The sequence below is a fragment of the Streptomyces sp. NPDC050560 genome, assembly GCF_044457285.1.
Lineage (GTDB): Bacteria > Actinomycetota > Actinomycetes > Streptomycetales > Streptomycetaceae > Streptomyces.
In genome coordinates this window covers 127,455-147,787 of the sequence record NZ_JBITGT010000008.1, presented here as the reverse complement: position 1 = coordinate 147,787, position 20,333 = coordinate 127,455, and the positions used below count along the sequence as shown (strand labels likewise).

Here is a 20,333-nt window from a genome sequence, read left to right as displayed (position 1 = left end):
GGCCCCTGCGGAGCAGATAGCGGACCGGGCGCGCACTCCACCCGGCCTCGCCTGGAGCCCCCGGCCCCGTACACCCCCCGGTCAGGACCTCTTCTCGTAGCACCGCCAGTTGCCCCCGCTGTTGCGGTGCGCCGTGACGACCACTTTCTGGTACTGCCAGCCACAGACGAGCTTCATTTCCACGCCCGTCTCGCATATCCACGTACGAGATCCCTCGGGCCTGCTCGTGACGTCGGCGCTGTCCTTGAAACGGCGGGCGCAGTACCCGTCCATGTCCTTTATCCCGCCGAGCCTGCGGTCCTTCTCGGTGTAGCAGACACCGCTGTGCGGGTCTTTGGAGCCGAAGGCGATATGCGCGCCTTTCATGCCGTACTGCCAGTCACAGGCGTCACCCAGGTTAATCCGCGCCTCGCAGTTCTCAATGCTTCCGCTGTCGAATCCATAGGAATCGCAGTAGCCGGCGACGTCCACGCCGCCCAGGTCGCGCTCCGCCGCCGGGCTCGACCACGGCGCCTTCATGAAGTGCCCCGCCACCAGGAGACCCACCGCGGCCAGGACGGCCGCGACGACCGCGAGCACCACCCTGGTTTGCTTGCTGCTGTTGCTGAGAAACTCGCCGATCTTGCCCAGCGCGTCGAATAACGACTGGATCAGAGAAAATGCGTTGCCCATGACGCTTCCGACCTCTTCCCGAGGCTGGAGACGGGAGATGGCGGCTCCATGTCCCGCGCTCGCGAGGTGCTGGATGGTATCCGTCCCACACATTCCTGACAACGCAAATTCGGGCCAGCGGAACAGGCGCCGGTGCCGCATCCGCCGAATTCCCGCGCAACCCACCTGTCTCCGGGCGCGGAGACGGGAAAGGAGGGGCGATTCGCGACGGGTGGTGTGCGGGAGACGCCCCGTCGGCGCGGAGTCCGGCTCACGCTGCTCGACGCGGGACCCCGGCGGAGGCCGAGGCGTTCCCGGCGGAGGTGGCCGCGCCTGGCGAGGCCGACTCGTCGGCTCCCGGAGACGGCCCGGCGCCAGGCGCCCCGGCCACCGGACGGCGGGCACCCCCGACCACCGGTGCCGGTACCGGCACCAGAACCGGGCCCACCGCCCCCGCACCGCGCCCACCACCGCCGATCACACCCACCACACACAAAAGCCCAGGTCAGACACACCCTGACCTGGGCTTCCCAGAGCCCCCTGTCGGATTCGAACCGACGACCTACGCATTACAAGTGCGTTGCTCTGGCCATCTGAGCTAAGGAGGCAGTGGCAGCAGTGTAACCAGGTCGGGAGGGGTGGCGGAGGAGAAAAAAGGGGAGTGTTCATGGGCTTGAAGTAATGACAGAACGTGTGAACGACAGGTAGCGTCCGTGTATCCGGTTCACCCATGTGGACCAGACCACTGGGCCCCGTGGGACCGTCCGCGGGAGCCTCCTTTACTCGGATCGTCCGGCACGTTCCTGCCGGTGAAGGGGTTCTGCCATGGCAACTGTTTCCTTCGACAAGGCCACCCGTATCTACCCGGGCTCCGAGAAGCCCGCGGTCGACGGCCTTGAAATCGAGATCGAGGACGGCGAGTTCCTCGTCCTGGTCGGCCCCTCCGGCTGTGGCAAGTCCACGTCGCTGCGGATGCTCGCGGGCCTTGAGGACGTCAACACCGGCTCCATCCGCATCGGCGAGCGCGACGTCACCAACCTGCCGCCGAAGGACCGGGACATCGCCATGGTGTTCCAGAACTACGCGCTCTACCCGCACATGACCGTCGCCGACAACATGGGCTTCGCGCTCAAGATCGCGGGCGTGCCGAAGACCGAGATCCGGCAGAAGGTCGAGGACGCAGCCAAGATCCTGGACCTCACCGAGTACCTCGGCCGCAAGCCGAAGGCGCTCTCCGGCGGTCAGCGCCAGCGTGTCGCGATGGGCCGCGCCATCGTGCGTGAGCCGCAGGTGTTCCTCATGGACGAGCCGCTGTCGAACCTCGACGCCAAGCTCCGTGTCTCCACCCGCACCCAGATCGCCTCGCTCCAGCGCCGCCTCGGCATCACCACGGTGTACGTCACCCACGACCAGGTCGAGGCCATGACCATGGGCGACCGGGTCGCGGTGCTCAAGGACGGCCTGCTCCAGCAGGTGGACTCGCCGCGCAACATGTACGACCGCCCCGCGAACCTCTTCGTCGCCGGCTTCATCGGCTCCCCCGCCATGAACCTGGTCGAGGTCCCGATCACCGACGGCGGCGTCAAGTTCGGCAACTCGGTCGTGCCGGTCAACCGCGAGGCGCTGGCCGCCGCCGCGGACAAGGGCGACAAGACGGTCACGGTCGGCGTGCGCCCCGAGCACTTCGACATCGTCGAGCACGACGGCGACGACGCCAAGACGCTCAGCAAGGACGCCCCCGCGGGCCTCGCCATCAGCGTCAACGTCGTCGAGGAGCTGGGCGCCGACGGCTACGTCTACGGCAGCGCCGAGGTCGGCGGCGACACCGAGGACCTGGTGGTCAGGGTCAACGGCCGCAAGGTCCCCGAGAAGGGCACCAAGCTGCACGTCGTGCCGCGGGCCGGCGAGACCCACGTCTTCGCCACCTCCACCGGCGAGCGCCTGAGCGACTGACCGGGCAAGGCCGCGCCCGGCCGGTGCCCCGCGCACCGGTACGCCACCGGCCGCACGGCACGGCTGACACGCCGTCCGACAGCCCTCAGCGGAGCCCCGCGTTTCGGCGCGGGGCTCCGTCATGCGTTGCCCAACACTCCATGGTCACGGGCCACTTCGGCGGCCCGGCGTCAACGGGCCGCAACGTTTTTGGCGGTTGGCGTCCCTCGACAGGGTGACGAAATGTCGCCAAATCATCACTGGCCGCTACTCTCACTCGGGTGACGCACTTCGACAAGCCGCTGCCGCGGCGCGGCCCGACCCTCCGGATCGGCCGCACCCTCGCCTTCGTTCTGCCCGTCGTCCTGGTGCTGTCCGGGACCCTCGCGGTCACCCGAGTCAACTGGACAGGCGACGCCCAGGACTCCGTGCTGGCCACGTCCTCCAAGCAGGTCTCCGAGCGCGCAGAACCGCGCGCGCCCCAGGACCTGCTGCGCGACCGCCTCCTGCTCGAACTGAGCGAGAAGGACCCGGGCGTGGCGCTCACCCACCTCCAGCGCGAGGTCGACCGCAAGCCGTCCCTCGCCCGGCACTGCGCGTCCATCGCCCGCGCCCTCGGCCGCGCCGCCGTGCGCGCCTACGGGCCCACCAGGGCCCAGTCGTTCGCGCGGCCCGTGTGCGACACCAGCTTCGCCACCGGTGTCGCCACCGAGCCCGCCTGACCGGGGCGCTCTCGTCCCGGGCCGTGGCCACCGCGCGGCCGCCCTCGCGCGGTGGCCACGGCAGCTCCCCGCGGCGCCTCCCCGGGCGCCGTGACCGCCCTCCCGGGCAGGCTCCCGTTCTCCCGGCAGGCCCCCGCCCCCCGGCTAGGCTCCCTCCGCGGGGCTCTCGGGGCGACGCAGCAGCGCGGTCCAGAGAAACGATTCGCCGAAGTACGGGGAGTCCACGGGCTCCTCGTGCATCCTGCGCAGCTCGACCTCCTCGAAGCCCTCGAAGATCCAGCGCAGCTCCTCGGGCGTGTAGGCGAGACCGCCGTGCAGCCTGCCGTCCCGGTAGAAGTCGGCATCGGGCAGCTCCGAGCCCATGGCCCCGGCCGCGAAGCAGGCGAGCGAGAGCTGACCGCCGGGCGCCAGCACCCGTTCGAGCAGGGCGAGATAGCCGGGGCGGCGGTGCGGCGGCAGATGGTGGAAGCAGCCGGAGTCGTGCACGAGGTCGTACGGCCCGTCGAGCCCGGCGGCAGTGAAGGCGTCACCGCACACCCACCGCACCCGCGCACCGGCCCCGCCCGCCTCCGCGGCCCGTTCACGCGCCCAGTCGACCGCCTTCGGCGACAGGTCGACGGCGTCCACCTCGAAGCCGGCCCCGGCCAGGTAGAGGGCGTTCCTGCCGGGCCCGCAGCCCAGTTCGAGGGCGCGGCCCGGGGCGACGAGCCCCTTCTCGACGTACGCCACCAGGCTCTCGTCCGGCTTCGCCACGAAGAACGGCACCGGCTGCGCCCGGTCCCGGTAGAAGCCGTCCCACCAGGCTCCGGCGCGCGCCGTCCAGCGGTCCGCCTCTGGCGCGAAAAGCCCGTCGAGCAGCCTCAGTACATCCTCCATCGTACGGACGTCGCGGTCCATGTCCGCCCCCTTTCGACACCCGGAAGCGTACCGAGGCGGCCGGAAAAAGCCCAGGTCAGATGGCATACCGCGGTGCGGCGGGGGCGGTGGGCGGCGGTGTCACGGCCGTGCTCGGGGGTGTCGGCCCCGGGCCCGTGGAGCGGGCCGGTCGGGCTCCAGGGGCCCCATCAGCCCCCGGGAAGGGGCCAGTTCCGGCCGCGCGAGAGCGGGTTTCCGTACGGGCGCCGCGAGCGCCGCAGCGTCCGCACGCCCGGCACGCCCCGCACCCCCGCACGCGCAGGCGGGAGGCCGCACGACCCGCGCGGCACGAAGCCCCCGTACGCCCCAGACGCCCCGCGCACGAAGCCCCGTACACCCCGCCCGTGATCCGGACGCCCGCACGCACGCCCCCGCGGAGCCCCGGCGTGTGCGCCCGCGCGGAGGTGGTCTCAGCGCCCCAGGGACGCCAGTTCCCTGGCCGCCTGGGTGAGGTCCTTGGCGGTGTCGATCGCCCGCCAGTACGCGCCGTGCGGGATGGGGTAGCCGGCGAGCCGCCTGGTCCTGGCGAGGCCGGGGAACGTGGTGCGCTCGTGGTCGCCGCGGTCCGGCAGGGCGCCGGTGAACTCGGCGGAGAACACGTACACCCCGGCGTTGATCAGATAGGGCGACGGGGGCGCCTCGATGAAGTCGGTGATGTGCCCGAACGCGTCCGTCTCGACCGCGCCCCAGGGGATGCGGGGCCTGGCGAGCGCGAGGGTGGCGGTGGCGGCGCGCTCGGCGTGGAAGGCGGCCATCTCGCGCAGGGAGAACCGGGTCCAGATGTCGCCGTTGGTGGCGTACCAGGCGCCCTCCGCGTCGGGCAGGTGCGCGGCGGCGAACTTCAGCCCGCCGCCGCGCCCGAGGGGCTCCTTCTCGACGACGGTGGTGACCCGCAGCGGCAGCTCCGTGGACTCCAGCCACTCCCCCAGCACCTCGGCGAGGTGCCCGCAGGACACCACCGCGTCGGTGACGCCCTCCTCGGCGAGCCAGGCCAGTTGGTGGCCGATGATCGGCACCCCGGTGCCGGGGATCTCCACCATGGGCTTGGGCCGGTCGTCGGTGTACGGGCGCAGCCGCGAGCCCTGGCCTCCGGCGAGGATGACGGCCTGGGTGGGTGCGGGGGCGGCGTGGGGATCGGTCATGCGGGCACCCTATGCGCACCGCCCGCCCCCGCCGCCATGCCCCGGCCCCACCGTGGCCAGGACCGGGACCGGGACCGGGGCCGACTCCTGGCGGCCGGGCGGGGGTTCAGCCGAGCAGCCCGCCCACCAGGCTCCCGGACTCGTCGCTGCCGCCGCCCCCGGAGGACGACGTACCGCCCGTGGGGCCGCCGGTGCTCGTACCGCCGCCGGTGCCTCCCGAGGACGGGGGGGCGCCCCCGCCCCCGGTGGAGGACGGCCCCGAGGTGGCCGCGGGCGCGCCGGGCGGCGCCTGCTGGGCGGGGGGCGGCTGCCCCTCGGTGCCCTGGGTGGCGGCGGGCGGCGCGCCCGCGTCCGTACCGGCGGTGGCGCCCGCGGTGCTGTCCGCGCTCGGGGTGTCCGAGGCGGTCGGGTCCGCCGACCTGCCGACGTCGGGCGAGGACGAGGCGGAGGGGCTGTTGCCGCTGCCGCCGTGCCGCTTGCCGGACTCCCGGGGCAGCGGGGAGCCGGGGAGCTGGTTGTGGGGGGCCTCGCCAGGCCCCGGCACGGTGACCCGGTCGGCGTCCCGCACCGCGCCGCCGAGGACGGCGCCCGCGAGGAAGGTCAGCCCGACGACCAGCCCCGCGATCAGCGCGCCCCTGCGCAGCACCCGGCGCCGCAGCTCCCACAGCTCGGCGCGGGGGCCGAGGGTGCGCCACGCCTCCGAGATGAGCCGCCCGTCGGCGGAGTAGACCGGGGCGCCCGCGATCACCAGCGGGGACCAGGCGGCCAGGTAGATGATGTCGGGCGCGTCGTAGACGGGGACGGACTTCCAGCTCACGGTGAGGATCAGCGCCGCCGACAGCAGCGCCCCGATCACCGCCGCGACCCGCTGCCAGAGCCCGAGGATGGTCAGCACGCCCACGATGACCTGGAGGAACGCGATGGTGAGCCCGGCGCCCACGGGGTGCTGGAGCGCGAAGTCCTTGAGCGGTGTGGCGAGCGCCCAGGGGTGCAGGGAGTTGAGCCACTTCACCATGGAGCCGCGCTGTCCGCCGTCGAAGTAGACGGGGTCACAGAGCTTGCCCATGCCCGCGTACACCGAGATGAGGCCGAGGAAGACCCGCAGCGGCAGCAGGACGACGCCGAGGTTCATGCGGCGGCCCGGGTAGTACGCGTGCCGTACCCCGTCGCGCCTGCGGCCGCCCTCGCGCTCGCGGCCGTCGTGGGGGCCGCCGACCTGGGCGACCTCCTGGGTGTCGTAGCCGTCGTCGTACGGCTCGCCCGCGGCCTCGTCCGCGCCCTCCGGCGGGTCGTACGCGCCGACGGCGGTACGCATCTTGGGCAGCAGCCGGGTGCCGCCGCCCGGCGCGGTGCCGGGGGGCGGCGGGGTGCCTGCGTCGATGCGGGGGATCACCTGGGTGGCTCCTGGATCACCGGACTCCGCGGAGTGCCGCACCCCGGTGGTCCGCACGGCCTGGAGCAGTCCCGTGGCCCCCGGGTCGCCCGGCGCCGACCTGCCGCTCCAGACGACCGGGGCGCGCCGCCGCCCGGCCGGTGGCCTCGCTCCCACACGCGCGGAGAGGGGCTGCCCGGCGGCGGGGAGCCGCACGCGGAAGCTCGCGTGGTTCACGATGACCTGCGCCGGATCGCTCGGCACCTTCACCATGCTCAGCGCGGGAACGTCGTCGAAACCCGACGGGCGCTCCCCCGTGGGTGTGCGGGGTGTTCTGGTGTCCACACTCATCTAACCGAGTGATCTGTGTTTAGGACACTGCCTGACGGCGCCCGATGTGTCCGGGCCCCGTCAACCGCCACCAAGCCTCCCGAACCCCCGGATAACCCCGAAATCGCCCGTATCGCGGGCGCCTGGGGAGCGGGGGTACGGGAGCGCGGAGGTGCGGGGCGCGAGAGCGTGAGGGCCCGGTGGCCCGGGGAGCAGCGGCCCGGAGGCGCCGGGGTCAGTCGCGGCGGCGCGCCGCCTCGTAGAGCACCACGCCCGCCGCCACGCCCGCGTTCAGCGACTCGGTGCCGCCTGGCATCGGGATGCGTACGCGCGCGTCGCAGGTCTCGCCGACGAGCCGGGACAGGCCCTTGCCCTCGCTGCCGACCACGATAACGACGGGCCCTTCGAGCGCGTCCAGGTCCCGCAGGTCGGTGTCGCCGTCGGCGGCGAGGCCCACGACGAACACCCCGGCCTTCTTGTACGCCTCAAGGGCGCGCGTCAGATTGGTGGCGCGCGCCACCGGGGTGCGCGCCGCGGCGCCCGCCGACGTCTTCCACGCGCCCGCGGTCATCCCGGCCGCGCGCCGCTCGGGCACGACGACGCCGTGGCCGCCGAAGGCGCTGACGGAGCGGACGACGGCGCCGAGGTTGCGCGGGTCGGTGACGCCGTCGAGGGCGACGATGAGCGGCTGCTGTCCGGCGTCGTGGGCGTCGGCGACCAGGTCGTCGGGGTGCGCGTACACGTAGGGCGGGATCTGGAGCGCGAGGCCCTGGTGGTTGAGGCCGCCGGTCATCCGGTCGAGTTCGGCGCGCGGCGCCTCCATCAGGTTGACGCCGCCGCGGTCGGCGGCCGCCTTCAGGGCCTCGCGCACGCGCTCGTCGTTGTCGATGAACTGCTGGACGTAGAGGGTGCTCGCGGGCACGCCCTCGCGCAGCGCCTCCACGACGGGGTTGCGGCCCACCACCAGTTCGGAGCCCTGCCTGCCGCTGCCGCGGCGCTGCTGAGGACTGTTCCCGGAGCGCTTGGCCTTGGCCTGGGCGATACGGTTCTTCGCGTGTCCCTTGCGCATCTCGGCGGGGGGCGTGGGGCCCTTGCCCTCAAGTCCGCGGCGCCGCTGGCCGCCACTGCCGACCTGCGCGCCCTTCTTGCCGGACATGCGGCGGTTCTGAGCGGCCATCATCTACCTGTCTCTGTCGTGTCCGCCGTGGGCGGGCTCGTGGTTGGTCCTTGGTCCCGCCCGGCGTCGCCGCCGGAAGGGCGTCCGCCGCGCGCGGGGCGCGGGCGGGGGGTGGCCGGGGCGCCCTCTCGAACGCCCCGGCGCGTGGTTTCGCCCTCAGCGCGGCCCGAGGGTCCAGCGCGGGCCCTGCGGGCTGTCCTCGATGACGAGGCCGGACTGGCCGAGCTGGTCGCGGATCGCGTCCGCGGTCGCCCAGTCCTTGCGGGCGCGCGCCGACTCGCGCTGCTGGAGCACCAGGCGCACGAGGGTGTCGACGACGCCGTGGAGGTCCTCGCCGCGGTCGTTCTCGCCCGACCAGTGCGGGTCGAGCGGGTCGAGGCCGAGGACGCCGAGCATGGCGCGCACCTCGGCGAGGCGGGCGATGGCCTCTTCCTTGTCGTCGGCGGCCAGCGCGCTGTTGCCCTGGCGGACCGTGGTGTGCACCACGGCGAGCGCCTGCGGCACGCCGAGGTCGTCGTCCATGGCCTCGGCGAAGGACGGCGGCACCTCGTCGGCCGGCCGTACGGCCTCGCCGGCCTTCTCGGTGACCCGCTGGACGAAGCCCTCGATCCTGGCGAACGCCGACTCGGCCTCGCGCAGCGCCGCCTCGCTGTACTCGATGGTGGAGCGGTAGTGCGGGGTGCCCAGGTAGTAGCGGAGCACGATGGGGCGCCAGCGCTTGACCATCTCGCTGATGCGCACCGAGTTCCCGAGCGACTTGGACATCTTCTCGCCGCTCTTGGTGACCCAGGAGTTGTGCACCCAGTAGCGGGCGAACTCGTCGCCGTACCCCTTGGCCTGGGCGATCTCGTTCTCGTGGTGCGGGAAGACCAGGTCGATGCCGCCGCCGTGGATGTCGAAGACGCTGCCCAGGTACTTGTGCGCCATCGCGGAGCACTCCAGGTGCCAGCCGGGCCTGCCGCGGCCCCAGGGCGTCTCCCAGCTCGGCTCGCCGGGCTTGGCCGCCTTCCACATGGCGAAGTCGCGGGTGTCACGCTTGCCGGTCTCGTCCTCGGCCGCGGGCTGGCGCATGTCGGCCAGCTCCTGGTTGGAGAGGGCGAGGTAGTCGGGGAAGGACGCGACGTCGAAGTAGACGTTTCCCTCGGCCGCATAGGCGTGACCGCGCTCGATCAGGACGCGCATCATCTCGATCATTTCCGGGACGTGCCCGGTCGCGCGGGGTTCGTACGTGGGCGGGAGGCAGCCGAGCGCGGCGTAGCCGTCGTTGAACGCGCGCTCGTTCTCGTATCCGATCGCCCACCAGGGGCGGCCCTGCTCCGCCGACTTGTTGATGATCTTGTCGTCGATGTCGGTGACGTTCCGCACGAACGTCACCTCGTAGCCGCGGTGGGCGAACCAGCGGCGCATGATGTCGAAGTTCAGTCCCGACCTGATATGCCCGATGTGTGGCACGGCCTGCACGGTGGCGCCACAGAGGTAGATCGAGACACAGCCCGGCACGAGCGGGGTGAAGTCACGGATCTGCCGGGCGCCTGTGTCGTACAGCCGAATAGTCACCCCACCAGGGTAGTGGGCCCTGGGGGGTGGTGTGTTATTCGAGGCACGGGTAACGCGTGGCACACGTAACGCGCGCGTGAACGTGCGGACTCCCGGCGAAGGGCGCGGCGCGCCCCCGCGGGTACGGCCCGCTCAGAACACCAGCGCCGTGGCCACCGCCGCGAGGCCCTCCGCCCTGCCTGTCAGGCCGAGGCCGTCCGTGGTCGTCCCGGAGACCGAGACGGGGGCGCCCGCGGCTTCGCCGAGCGCCCGCTGTGCTTCGGTGCGCCGCTTGCCGATCTTCGGCCGTACCCCGATCACCTGGATGGCGATGTTGCCGATCTCGAAGCCCTCGGCGCGCACGATCCGCGCGGCCTCCGCCAGCAGCGTCGTACCGGAGGCGCCGGACCACTCGGGCCTGTCGGTGCCGAAGTGGGCGCCGAGGTCGCCGACGCCCGCGGCGGAGAACAGGGCGTCGCAGGCGGCGTGCGCGGCGACGTCGCCGTCGGAGTGGCCGGCGAGGCCGCGGCCCGCGTCCCCTGGGCCGTCCCAGAGCAGCCCCGCGCACCACAGCTCCCTGCCGTCCTCGAAGGCGTGGACGTCGGTGCCGATGCCGACCTTGGGCAGCCGGGCGGCTGGCTCAGTAGCCATCGTTGACCCTCCTGCGCGCGAGCACCGCTTCCGCGAGTACGAGGTCGAGCGGCCGTGTCACCTTGAACGCCTCCTCGTGTCCCGGCACCAGGACCACGGGCTCGCCGAGGCGCTCCACAAGACCGGCGTCGTCGGTGGCGCCCTCGCCGTCCACCGGCGCGTTCTCGTGGGCGCGCAGCAGGGTGGCGCGGTCGAAGCCCTGGGGGGTCTGCACCGCGCGCAGCCTGGCGCGCTCCGGGGTGGCGACCACCGGTTCAGGATCGCCGGGGGCGGCCGGGGCGATCTCCTTGACAGTGTCGGCGAGCGGCAGCGCCGGTACCACCGCGGGCGCGCCCGCGCGTACGGCGCCGATCACGGCGTCGACGGTCTCGACGGGGACCAGGGGGCGGGCCGCGTCGTGGACCAGGACGATGTCGATGTCCTGGGGCAGCGCTTCGAGGCCGCGGCGCACGGACTCCTGCCGGTTGTCGCCGCCGGGCACGACGAGGAAGTCGGCGCTTCCCCAGCCCTCGCCCGGCGCGTTCGCGGGCAGCGCGTAGGTGTCGAGGAGGCTCTTGACCTCGGGCGCGCCGTCGGGCGGCGCGACCACGACCACCAGGGTCACCGAGCGGGACGCGGCCAGGGCGCGGGCGGCGTGGATGAACATCGGCATGCCGTTCAGCGTCCGCAGCGCCTTGGGGGCGCCGGGGCCGAGGCGGACGCCCCGTCCGGCGGCGGGGATCACGGCTGCGGTGCGGTCGCGGGGCGGCGCCGGGCGCGAATCGTCAGTCATCGGTTCCGTTCAGGTTTGTACGCTCGGGCGGGATGGGTATGGCCTCAGCGTGCCGGGCGCGACGCCTTGACCGGACCCTTCCGTGACACTGGTCGAGCGAACTGCCCGAGCCCGGCACGCCATCGGCTTCGGCCGGTGAAGCGTGGAGGCAGGGACCGGCGCGTTCGCCGCGCCGGTGTGTGACCAGCGGCACCCCGCGGTGTGCTGTTCTTCCGCGGGTCAGCATCTCAGGATTCGGCGTTGTTCGGCACGGTCGGCGGGGAAACCCGGAGAAAACGGCGAGAGCCCAGGGGAAGCCGTCGGCAGCGCCGGTTCACGCATGCGCGCACGCGTGCCGCGCGTCCTGCGCGCAGCGCGCCTCCGCCGGGCCCGCGGTCCTCGACGACGAGGGCGGCGGGGGTTCTCCCGGGGCGTGGCGGGCGCCGTTTTATCTGCTTGAGCGGGCACCGACGCCCTGGATACGATCCCGACCGTCCGCGGGCATCAGCGCGCGGACAGCGCTTCGGGCCCGTCCGCCGCGGGCGTGCGCGCCGTACGTACGCGTGTGGCGATGGGGACCGCCGTGGCCGAGGGGACTGCGCCGCCCTGCGGGGACCCCGCGTCCTATGACGGGGAACACACGCGAGGGCGCGCCCCTGCACCGCGGGTCAGCCTCCGGGGAGCGGCGTCCGAGGAGGCGGGCATGCAGTCTTCCGACATGCCGCGGCGCCCGGTGACGGCAGCCGCATGGGCGGCGGGCGTCGTCGGGCGCCTCGGCATAACGGGCGTCAGGACGCGAGGACCTCGTCGAGCAGGGCCTCGGCCTTGTCTTCGTTGGTGTTCTCCGCCAGGGCCAGCTCACTCACCAGGATCTGCCGGGCCTTGGCCAGCATCCGCTTCTCACCTGCGGAAAGGCCACGCTCACGCTCACGGCGCCACAGGTCACGCACGACCTCGGCAACCTTGATGACGTCGCCGGACGCGAGCTTCTCCAGATTTGCCTTGTAGCGACGGGACCAGTTGGTGGGCTCCTCGGCGTACGGCGCGCGCAGCACCTCGAAGACCCGGTCGAGCCCGTCCTGACCGACCACATCACGCACGCCGACGAACTCCGCATTGTCCGCTGGCACACGCACCGTCAGGTCGCCCTGGGCAACCTTCAGCACCAAGTAGGTCTTGTCCACGCCTTTGATCTGACGAGTTTCGATTGCCTCGATCAGCGCGGCCCCGTGATGGGGATAGACCACGGTGTCGCCAACCTTGAACGTCATGTGACAGGTACCCCTTCCGTGGCTATCCAGGGTAACACGAGAACGCCGTCTACTGAATGGCGTTTTCGCAGGTCAGGGCATATCTCGGGGCTTGACAACCACGAGCGTGACGTGCTGGGCAGGGGTCCGTTCCCCGGGAAGCCGCAGGTCGGAGTGGTTGCGCACGGGACGGAGGGGGACTTCACGGAAGGGGGTCCCCGTTCGAGAACCGGAGCGAAACATCCCGGTTTGTCGGATTCCGTACGGGGGACTTACGCTACTCCGTTCGGTGATCGCTTCGGCATCCCCGGCTTTCCTGAATTGATCACGGCCCCCGGTTGATCAATTCTCCACCCCGTACCCGCATTCTTTACCGAAATTACTATTCCGCAGCGCGCTTTCGCCCTGCTGAAGCGCACCGCGCGGGGTCGGGGAAGCGGTGGCGGAAGCGGTACGCGAACCGCCGTCCCCCGGGAGGCCCGGGGGACGGGAGGAAGATCCGGAGAAACGTTGCGGTGAACACCGCCGGGCGCGGCGCGATCCGGCCATAGACGGGGGCGCCCGTCCCTCAGGCCCTGTTCGCCGGGCGCGGCGGGCAGGGCGGGTCGGGTGCGGCGGCGAAAGGGCGGGTCGGTAATGTGAGGGCGCCCCTGGCGGCCGTGACGGCCGTCTGCCGTTACGCCCTCGTCCAAGGAGTGCCGTCGCCGTGCGTCTCCCGAAGTCTGGTCGCGGCGCTGCCGTCGTCGCCGCCCTCGCCGTCCCGCTCCTCACGCTGACCGCCTGTGGCAGCGGCAACAACGCGCAGACGCAGGAGATCAAGCCGGACAACGCCGCGGCCACCGTCGGCACCATCAAGGTGCAGAACGCCACGGTCGTCACCGGGCCGCAGCGCGACCCTGAGGGCCCCGCGGCCGTGGTGGCCACCCTGTTCAACAACGGCGACACCGCCGAGACGCTGGCAGCCGTCACCGTGAAGGGCGTCGCCAAGCCGGCCGAGCTGAGGCCCGCCAAGGGCTCAGGCAAGGTGACCGTCCCGGCCCACGGCTCCGTGGTGCTCGGCGGCAAGGGCAACGCCACGGCGGTGCTCGCCGGGGGCACGGGAGCCGTCAAGGACGGCGCGGCGCAGCCCGTCACCTTCCTCTTCAGCAAGACGGGCGCCGTCAGGCTTGACGCCTTCGTGAACGAGGGCAGGAGCTACTTCAGCGCGTGGGGGCCTTCCGAGACGCCCTCGCCGAGCACGCCCGCCTCCGAGTCGCCCTCGGGCGACGCCTCCGGCTTCCCGTCGGACGGCCCGTCGGGCTCCTCCTCTGGCAGCCCGTCGAACGGCGCCTCGGGCGAGCCGGGCGGCGGCGCCGCGAGCGACAGCGCCTCGGGCAACCCCGCGGGCGACGGGTCAGGGGACACCGGCGCGGGCAACGGCGGCGACGCCATCGGCAGCGGGCAGTAACGCGTCACGCAGCCGATGCGCGCCTCACGCGCGTGGTCACGCGCACCTCACGCGCGTGATTGAGACCCGCGGGCTCGTACGGCCCGCGGTGGCCGGGCGCGCTCGGTGCGGGCATACGAAAAGGGCGGGCCTGGCGGGGCCCGCCCTGTTTGTCAGTACGCCACCGCTCCGGTGGCACCGCCGCGGCCGCCGTGGCCCCCTGTGGACCTGGCCGGGCGGATGGTGCGGCCTACGGCTCGAACTTGTAGCCGAGGCCACGGACCGTCACCAGGTACCTGGGGGCGCCCGGGTCCGGCTCGATCTTGGCGCGCAGCCGCTTGACGTGCACGTCGAGGGTCTTGGTGTCGCCCACGTAGTCGGCGCCCCAGACCCGGTCGATGAGCTGCATCCGGGTCAGGACCCGGCCCGCGTTGCGCAGCAGCATCTCCAGCAGGTCGAATTCCTTCAGCGGCAGGTCCACCTTGGAGCCGCCGACCGTCACCACGTGCCGGTCCACGTCCATGCGGACGGGGCCCGCCTCCAGCGCGGCGGGGGTGACCTCCTCAGGCTCGCCGCGGCGGCGCAGCACGGCGCGGATGCGGGCGACCAGCTCCCGCGAGGAGAAGGGCTTGGTGACGTAGTCGTCGGCTCCTATCTCCAGGCCGACCACCTTGTCGATCTCGCTGTCCTTGGCGGTGACCATGATCACCGGGACATTGGAACGGCTGCGCAACTGCCGGCAGACCTCGGTGCCGGGGAGCCCGGGCAGCATCAGGTCGAGCAGGACGAGATCCGCGCCGTTCCGCTCGAACTCGTCGAGTCCGTCGGGTCCGGTCGCCGAGATGGCGACTTCGAAACCCTCCTTGCGGAGCATGTAGGAAAGAGCGTCGCTGAAGGACTCCTCGTCCTCGACGACGAGCACTCGGGTCACGGAAGGACCTCCGGGGCAGGAAATGATTCGTACGGGGGTGAGGGGGACGTGCGGGACGCCGCCGGGACGGCCGTCCCGGCGTGCTGCCCGCTCTCGCCGCTCTCGTCGTCGAGGTCGTCGAGTCCCGTGGCCGCCTGGCGGGGCGCGCGGTCGCGACCCGCGCCCGCCTCCGGCAGCCGCAGGGTGAAGGTGGAGCCCTGTCCCTCGGTGCTCCACACCGTGACCTCCCCGCCGTGCGAGGCGGCCACGTGCTTGACGATGGCGAGGCCGAGCCCGGTGCCGCCCGTCGCGCGGGAGCGTGCCGGGTCGACCCGGTAGAAGCGCTCGAAGACGCGCTCCTTGTCCTTCTCCGAGATGCCGATGCCCTGATCGGTCACGGAGATCTCCACATGGGCCGCGCCGCCGGGCGCGGACACCCGCCGGGCCGCGATCCCCACGCGGGTGCGGGCCGGGCTGTAGTTGACGGCGTTCTCCACGAGGTTGCCGAGGGCGGCGGCGAGCTGGCCGCGGTTGCCCCAGACCCGCAGGTCGGCGGCGCCACCCGAGGTCATCGTGATCTCCTTGGCGCCCGCCTGGTGGCGGCACCTGTCGATGGCCTCCGCGGCAAGCTCGTCGACCCTGACCGGCTCCGCGTCCTCCAGCGGGTCGTCGTTCTGCACCCGCGAGAGGTCGATCAGCTCCTGGACGAGGCTGGTCAGCCTGGTCGCCTCGACCTGCATACGGCCGGCGAAGTGGCTCACCGCGTCGGGGTCGTCACTGGCGTCCATGACGGCCTCGGAGAGCAGCGAGAGCGCGCCGACCGGGGTCTTCAGCTCATGGCTGACATTGGCCACGAAGTCGCGGCGCACCGCCTCGATGCGGCGCGCCTCCGTCAGGTCCTCGACGAGCAGCAGGACGAGCCGGGAGCCGAGCGGCGCGACCCGCGCGGAGACCGCCAGGGCCTCGCCGCGGCCGGTGCCGCGGCGCGGCAGGTCCAGCTCGACCTGCCGTATCTCGCCGTCCCTGCGGGTCTCTCTGGCCATTTTCATCATCGGCTCGACCGCAAGTTTTCCGCCACGCACAAGGCCGAGGGCGTAGGCTGCGGAGCTGGCCTTGACGACGGCGTCGGCCTCGTCGAGGACGACGGCGGACGAGCGCAGTACGGACAGGACGGTGTCGACCCCGGGCGGCAGCACGGGGTCGGTGTGCAGTGAGGTGCGGGTGGGCCGCTTCTGGTCGCGCTCGCTCCAGTGGAACGCCAGCGTCGCGACGGCGCCGGTGCACACCCCGGCGATCGCCGTCGCTGCGGCGACCGCCGCGTTCACGTCCATGAGGCCAGGGTATGGGTGCCGCGGCGCTTGCCCACAGCCGTCCGGGTGTCACCTCTGACACTCGTCGCCCAGAGTTCACCTGGGGGACAGTGGTGGTTCATTTGGGGTGCCGGAACCCGTCGCGTACGGGACGGAGCGTGGGCGGCGCGGGACACGGGCCACGGCGCGGCCCGGGACGACGCGCCACCAGGAGAGGAGCCGGAAGGCGCCACCCGTGCGACGGGGGCGCCCGAGCGGCGCGGCAGGCGGCCGGCGCAGTCGGCGGAGAGAGGGACGGACCAGATGCGGGACGCTTACCACGAGGAACTTGACTCGATCGGCGAGTCGCTGGTCGAGATGGCACGGCTCGTAGGGTCGGCGATCGGCCGCGCGACCACGGCCATGCTGGACGCCGATCTGAAGCTGGCCGAGTCGGTGATCGCCTCCGACCAGAAGGTCGACGACCTCCAGCACGACCTGGAGGCGCGCGCCATCGCGCTGCTCGCCAGGCAGCAGCCGGTCGCGACGGATCTGCGGATCGTCGTGACCTCGCTCAGGATGAGCGCCGACCTGGAGCGCGGCGGCGACCTCGCCCAGCACGTGGCCAAGCTGGCCAGGCTCCGCTTCCCCGAGCGCGCGGTCCCCTACGACCTGCACGCCACCATCCTGGAGATGGGGCAGCTCGCGCAGCGGCTGATGGCGAAGGCCGCCGAGGTCATCATCACCAAGGACGTCGACCTCGCGATGCAGCTTGAGCAGGACGACGACGACATGGACATGCTCCACAGGACCCTGTTCACCCATCTGATGGACGACCGCTGGAGGCACGGCATCGAGACCGCGGTCGACGTCACGCTTCTGGGGCGTTACTACGAGCGCTTCGCCGACCACGCGGTGTCGGTGGCGAAGCGGGTGGTGTACCTGGTCACGGGCGAGCACGCGGACGAGATCCAGCCCGAGATCGAGGTCGTCTCCGAGTAGCGGGGGCCGCGGCGGACGGGCGCGCGCACCGGCGCGCCCGGGGCCGTACGCGCCGCAGGGGCGGGCATCGCGCGGCGGTGCGCGCCCCTCTGCGCCGTTGACGCGCCCGTTACGGGGGCAATCCAATGGATGGTGGCAATTGCCGTGCTCCGACGGCGGCAGTCGCCGCGCCCCCGCACCGCCACGCCGCGCCCGCCGCGGCCGTCGCCCGGCGCGGGGCCGAGCAGAGTCGCCGCGTCTTCGAGGAGGACCCCATGGCCGAATCCCCGACCCCCGACACCGCGCAGCAGGAACTCTCCCCCGAACCCGCCAGGCTCCCCCTGCTCGGCGCCTGCGGCTGCGGCCCGAGCTGCGGCTGCGGCTGCCAGTCGGGGTCCCCGTGCCGCTGCGGGGCGAGCTGCGGCTCCGCCGGTCGGTGAGGGGGGCGACGGTGGCGTGATCCGGGCGGCGTCCCGGGGGCGCCGCCGTGCCGTGCCCCGCAAGGCGCCGGGGGCGCCCGTACCGTCGCGGCTGCGCCGCTCGCGCGGGAAGCCGGAGCGCGCCTCAGCCCCGACGGGGTGCGGCTCGGCCCGGACGGGGCCGGCTCAGCCCGGATACGGCGTGGTCTCGCGTGCCGACCTGAGTGCTGCCGCCCACCAGGCGAGCTGGGCGAGCAGCGCCTCGGCGTAGCGGGGCGCGTCGGGGTCGAGCGGGCGGCCGTCCCGCCAGGCGGTGGGGTAGTTCGGGAAGGCGAGGCCGTCGCGTACCGTCACCGCGTGCAGCTCGGTCAGTACGTTCTCCAGGTGCAGCACCGCGTGCCTGCCGCCCGCCGCGCCGCCGTAGCTGACGAAGGCGACGGGCTTCGCCGTCCACTGGGTGAAGTGCCAGTCGATGGCGGCCTTCAGCGAGGCCGGATAGCTGTGGTTGTACTCGGGCGTGACGACGACGAAGGCGTCGGCCCCGGCGAGCGCCGAGGTCAGGGGCGCGAGCGCGGCCGGGCGCGGATAGTCGTCCCCCGCGTGCTTCGGCGACTCGGCGGGCAGCGCCTGCGGTACGTCGAAGTCCGCCAGGTCCACCACGTCCACGTCGAAGCCCCCGTGGGCGCGGGCCTGCCCGGCGACCCAGGAGGCCACGACAGGGCCGAACCGCCCCTCCCTGACGCTCCCGACGACGATCACCAGCTTGTGCGTGTGGTCCATGTTGTCCATGCGGCCACTGTCACCAGGGCCGCGGGCGCGGGCCAGACCGCCGTCAGGCTGGCCCCCGCAGGGCCACGCTGTGCCGAAGGCGGCGTCCTATGCTCGCCCCATGGGCACGCCGTTGGGTGACTTCATCCGGGCCAAGCGGGACAGCATCCAGCCCGAGTCGCTGGGGCTGCCGGAGCGCGGCCGCCGCCGCTCGCCCGGGCTGCGCCGCTCCGACCTCGCGGTACGCGCCGACATCAGCGTCGAGTACCTGACCCGTATCGAGCAGGGCCGCGACCGCAACCCCTCGGTCGCGGTGGTGAACGCGCTCGCCGACGCGCTCGGCCTCGCCCCCTCGGAGCGCGCGCACCTGCGCTACCTCGCCAAGATCACCGGCGGCGAGTGCAAGGCGCACCCGGGCCCTGTGCCGCCCCGCCGCGAGGTGCGCGAGCCCGTCCTCGCGACGCTGCGCCTGCTGGAGCCGGGGATGGCCTATGTCACCAACCGGCTCGGCGACATCCTCGCCCATACGCGCGCGTTCGCGTCGGTGGCGGAGGGCACGGGCCTCCTCGAACCGGCCGTGCCCAACCTCACGCGCTACGTCTTCACGGACCCGCGGGCCCGCGCGCTCTTCCCCGACTGGGAGCGCGTCGCCGACGAGCGTGCCTTCGACCTGTGGCTCGGCCCCGCGGTCGAGAACACCGAGTGGTTCACGGCGCGGCTCGCGCCCGAGGCGGGCCCCGAGTTCACCGAGCGCCTGCACCGGCCCCTGGTCCCGGGCAGGGGCGTCCTCGCACTCGACCACCCCGCGGGCCACGGCCTCCGTTACGACCGCGAAGTCCTCGAACTCACCGCCGACGCCCAGCAGATCGTGGTGTTCCACCCCGCCGACGAGGCGACCGCCCAGGCCATGCGCCGCTTCCACACCCCGAGGACCGAGGAGCCCACCGGCGCCGCCCCCGCGACGGCCGCCCTCCGCGCGATCTCGTAGAACGGGCTGCGCGGGAGCCGGGTGTGGGGGAGGGTGCGGGACATGGACAAGGTCACGGACGGCGCGTTCACGGGCGCGGACGGGGATACGAGCGCGGCGGGCGAAGGGGGCGCGGACACGAGGGTGCGCGCGGGCGCGGACCCCGGGGAAGGCGCGGGCGTGAACGGGGGCGCGGGCCCGGAAGAAGGCGCGGTCGTGGCCGAGACCAGGCGGCCGAGTGTCGACGCCGACACGGTCCGCGCGCTGTTGCGCGAGCAGCATCCGGACCTCGCCGACGCCGACGTCCACTCCACGGTCACCGGCTGGGACAACCAACTGTGGCGCCTCGGCGACGACCTGGCGGTACGTGTCCCCCGCACCCCCCGCGCCCCCGGCCTGCTCCGCAAGGAGAGCGCCTGGCTGCCGTCGCTTGCGCCCCTGCTGCCGCTCCCGGTGCCGACCCCGCTGCGTACCGGAGCGCCGTCGGCCCGTTTCCCCGGCCCCTGGAACATCGTCCGCTGGGTGCCCGGCACCCCCGCCGACCGCACCCCCGTCACCCGGGGCGCCGACGCGGCCGACCGGCTTGCGGCGTTCCTGCGCGCCCTCCACGCCCCGGCGCCCGCCGACGCCCCCGCGGGCGGCGGGCGGGTGGCGCCGCTGCGCACCCTGGCCGGGGCGTTCGAGCGGTGGCTCGGCGAGGTATCCGGCCTGTTCCCCGACACCACGGCGGTACGTGAGCTGTGGCGCAGCGCGGTCGAGGCCGACGAGTGGCGGGGCGCGCCGGTGTGGCTGCACGGCGACCTCCACCCCGCGAACGTCACGGTGCGGGACGGGACCCTCGCCGGAGTGCTCGACTTCGGCGAACTCTGCACGGGGGACCCGTCGGCGGACCTGGCGGCGGCATGGCTGCTGCTGCCCGCGGACGCGGTGGCGCGCTGCCTGGACGCCTACGGGCCGCCCGACGAGGCGACGGTGCTGCGGGCGCGGGGCCGGGCGCTGCTCCAGTGCTTCGCCCTGGTGTCGATCGGCGAGGCAGGCGAGCGCGGGCTTCCCGGCGGCAAGACCACCTGGGGCCACGCGGGCCGCGCGGCACTCGCCCGCCTGCTGCCCGACGCCCCTCCCGCCACGGCGACGTAAACCCACC

19 protein-coding genes and 1 tRNA gene are annotated in these 20,333 nt (G+C 73.1%); 7 read left to right on the top strand and 13 right to left on the bottom strand.

Features of this window, described 5'->3' with window-relative positions; all coding sequences use genetic code 11:
- Positions 1 to 81: 81 nt before the first annotated feature.
- Together ACIBIW_RS19990 and ACIBIW_RS19985 are read right to left on the bottom strand one after the other, a co-directional pair.
- Positions 82 to 672 (bottom strand): hypothetical protein, encoded by a 591-nt coding sequence (locus ACIBIW_RS19990; RefSeq protein ID WP_399337901.1) that lies wholly within the window; start codon positions 670 to 672, stop codon positions 82 to 84.
- A 513-nt stretch (positions 673 to 1,185) separates the two neighbouring features.
- A tRNA-Thr gene (locus ACIBIW_RS19985) sits at positions 1,186 to 1,259 on the bottom strand.
- 217 nt (positions 1,260 to 1,476) lie between these two features.
- Between ACIBIW_RS19985 and ACIBIW_RS19980 the strand changes: the two genes are divergently transcribed.
- Both ACIBIW_RS19980 and ACIBIW_RS19975 read left to right on the top strand, forming a co-directional pair.
- Positions 1,477 to 2,604, top strand: a complete 1,128-nt coding sequence (locus tag ACIBIW_RS19980; RefSeq protein ID WP_399337899.1) for an ABC transporter ATP-binding protein — start codon at positions 1,477 to 1,479, stop codon at positions 2,602 to 2,604.
- Positions 2,605 to 2,864: 260 nt separating this feature from the next.
- A complete protein-coding gene (locus ACIBIW_RS19975; protein ID WP_399337897.1) occupies positions 2,865 to 3,305 on the top strand; it encodes a hypothetical protein in 441 nt (146 codons plus the stop codon).
- A 144-nt stretch (positions 3,306 to 3,449) separates the two neighbouring features.
- Here ACIBIW_RS19975 and ACIBIW_RS19970 read toward each other — a convergent pair whose 3' ends face one another.
- The 8 genes from ACIBIW_RS19970 to ACIBIW_RS19935 all read right to left on the bottom strand — a co-directional run bounded on the left by ACIBIW_RS19970 (position 3,450) and on the right by ACIBIW_RS19935 (position 12,450).
- Positions 3,450 to 4,202: a class I SAM-dependent methyltransferase gene (locus ACIBIW_RS19970; protein WP_399337895.1), complete on the bottom strand. Its 753-nt coding sequence runs from the start codon at positions 4,200 to 4,202 to the stop codon at positions 3,450 to 3,452.
- A gap of 428 nt (positions 4,203 to 4,630) precedes the next feature.
- Positions 4,631 to 5,362, bottom strand: a complete 732-nt coding sequence (locus ACIBIW_RS19965; RefSeq protein ID WP_399337893.1) for an NDP-sugar synthase — start codon at positions 5,360 to 5,362, stop codon at positions 4,631 to 4,633.
- Between the two features lie 106 nt (positions 5,363 to 5,468).
- Positions 5,469 to 7,085: a DoxX family protein gene (locus ACIBIW_RS19960; protein ID WP_399337891.1), complete on the bottom strand. Its 1,617-nt coding sequence runs from the start codon at positions 7,083 to 7,085 to the stop codon at positions 5,469 to 5,471.
- 214 nt (positions 7,086 to 7,299) lie between these two features.
- Positions 7,300 to 8,241 carry a 23S rRNA (guanosine(2251)-2'-O)-methyltransferase RlmB gene (rlmB, locus tag ACIBIW_RS19955; RefSeq protein ID WP_399337889.1) on the bottom strand — a complete coding sequence of 314 codons (942 nt, stop codon included), beginning with the start codon at positions 8,239 to 8,241 and terminating at the stop codon, positions 7,300 to 7,302.
- 156 nt (positions 8,242 to 8,397) lie between these two features.
- Positions 8,398 to 9,798 carry a cysteine--tRNA ligase gene (gene cysS / locus ACIBIW_RS19950; protein WP_399337887.1) on the bottom strand — a complete coding sequence of 467 codons (1,401 nt, stop codon included), beginning with the start codon at positions 9,796 to 9,798 and terminating at the stop codon, positions 8,398 to 8,400.
- A 132-nt stretch (positions 9,799 to 9,930) separates the two neighbouring features.
- Entirely contained in the window at positions 9,931 to 10,428 is a 498-nt protein-coding gene (gene ispF, locus ACIBIW_RS19945) for a 2-C-methyl-D-erythritol 2,4-cyclodiphosphate synthase (protein ID WP_399337885.1), read from the bottom strand.
- Complete coding sequence (gene ispD / locus ACIBIW_RS19940; RefSeq protein WP_399337883.1) at positions 10,418 to 11,200, bottom strand: 2-C-methyl-D-erythritol 4-phosphate cytidylyltransferase; 783 nt, start codon at positions 11,198 to 11,200, stop codon at positions 10,418 to 10,420. The genes ispF and ispD overlap by 11 nt, the downstream gene beginning before the upstream one ends.
- 767 nt (positions 11,201 to 11,967) lie before the next feature.
- Positions 11,968 to 12,450 (bottom strand): CarD family transcriptional regulator, encoded by a 483-nt coding sequence (locus tag ACIBIW_RS19935; protein WP_003953493.1) that lies wholly within the window; start codon positions 12,448 to 12,450, stop codon positions 11,968 to 11,970.
- A 685-nt stretch (positions 12,451 to 13,135) separates the two neighbouring features.
- Between ACIBIW_RS19935 and ACIBIW_RS19930 the strand changes: the two genes are divergently transcribed.
- Entirely contained in the window at positions 13,136 to 13,876 is a 741-nt protein-coding gene (locus ACIBIW_RS19930) for a copper chaperone PCu(A)C (RefSeq protein ID WP_399337881.1), read from the top strand.
- 229 nt (positions 13,877 to 14,105) lie between these two features.
- On the opposite strand, the gene ACIBIW_RS19925 is transcribed toward ACIBIW_RS19930, so the two are convergent.
- Both ACIBIW_RS19925 and ACIBIW_RS19920 read right to left on the bottom strand, forming a co-directional pair.
- Positions 14,106 to 14,786, bottom strand: coding sequence for a winged helix-turn-helix domain-containing protein (locus ACIBIW_RS19925; RefSeq protein WP_399337879.1), 681 nt, complete (start codon positions 14,784 to 14,786; stop codon positions 14,106 to 14,108).
- Complete coding sequence (locus ACIBIW_RS19920) at positions 14,783 to 16,096, bottom strand: sensor histidine kinase (protein WP_399337877.1); 1,314 nt, start codon at positions 16,094 to 16,096, stop codon at positions 14,783 to 14,785. Before ACIBIW_RS19920 ends, ACIBIW_RS19925 begins: the two co-directional genes overlap by 4 nt.
- A 282-nt stretch (positions 16,097 to 16,378) precedes the next feature.
- On the opposite strand from ACIBIW_RS19920, the gene phoU reads away from it, so the two are divergent.
- Together phoU and ACIBIW_RS19910 are read left to right on the top strand one after the other, a co-directional pair.
- Positions 16,379 to 17,056 carry a phosphate signaling complex protein PhoU gene (phoU, locus tag ACIBIW_RS19915; RefSeq protein ID WP_399337875.1) on the top strand — a complete coding sequence of 226 codons (678 nt, stop codon included), beginning with the start codon at positions 16,379 to 16,381 and terminating at the stop codon, positions 17,054 to 17,056.
- Between the two features lie 254 nt (positions 17,057 to 17,310).
- Positions 17,311 to 17,475, top strand: a complete 165-nt coding sequence (locus ACIBIW_RS19910; RefSeq protein ID WP_399337873.1) for a hypothetical protein — start codon at positions 17,311 to 17,313, stop codon at positions 17,473 to 17,475.
- A gap of 165 nt (positions 17,476 to 17,640) precedes the next feature.
- On the opposite strand, the gene ACIBIW_RS19905 is transcribed toward ACIBIW_RS19910, so the two are convergent.
- On the bottom strand, positions 17,641 to 18,243 hold the full coding sequence (locus ACIBIW_RS19905; protein ID WP_399337871.1) for an NADPH-dependent FMN reductase: 603 nt from the start codon (positions 18,241 to 18,243) through the stop codon (positions 17,641 to 17,643).
- Between the two features lie 100 nt (positions 18,244 to 18,343).
- On the opposite strand from ACIBIW_RS19905, the gene ACIBIW_RS19900 reads away from it, so the two are divergent.
- The gene (locus ACIBIW_RS19900) at positions 18,344 to 19,210 is read left to right on the top strand and encodes a helix-turn-helix domain-containing protein (protein WP_399337869.1); all 867 of its coding nucleotides are present in this window, start codon (positions 18,344 to 18,346) and stop codon (positions 19,208 to 19,210) included.
- A gap of 42 nt (positions 19,211 to 19,252) precedes the next feature.
- The gene (locus ACIBIW_RS19895; protein WP_399337867.1) at positions 19,253 to 20,326 is read left to right on the top strand and encodes a phosphotransferase; all 1,074 of its coding nucleotides are present in this window, start codon (positions 19,253 to 19,255) and stop codon (positions 20,324 to 20,326) included.
- Positions 20,327 to 20,333 lie beyond the last annotated feature (7 nt).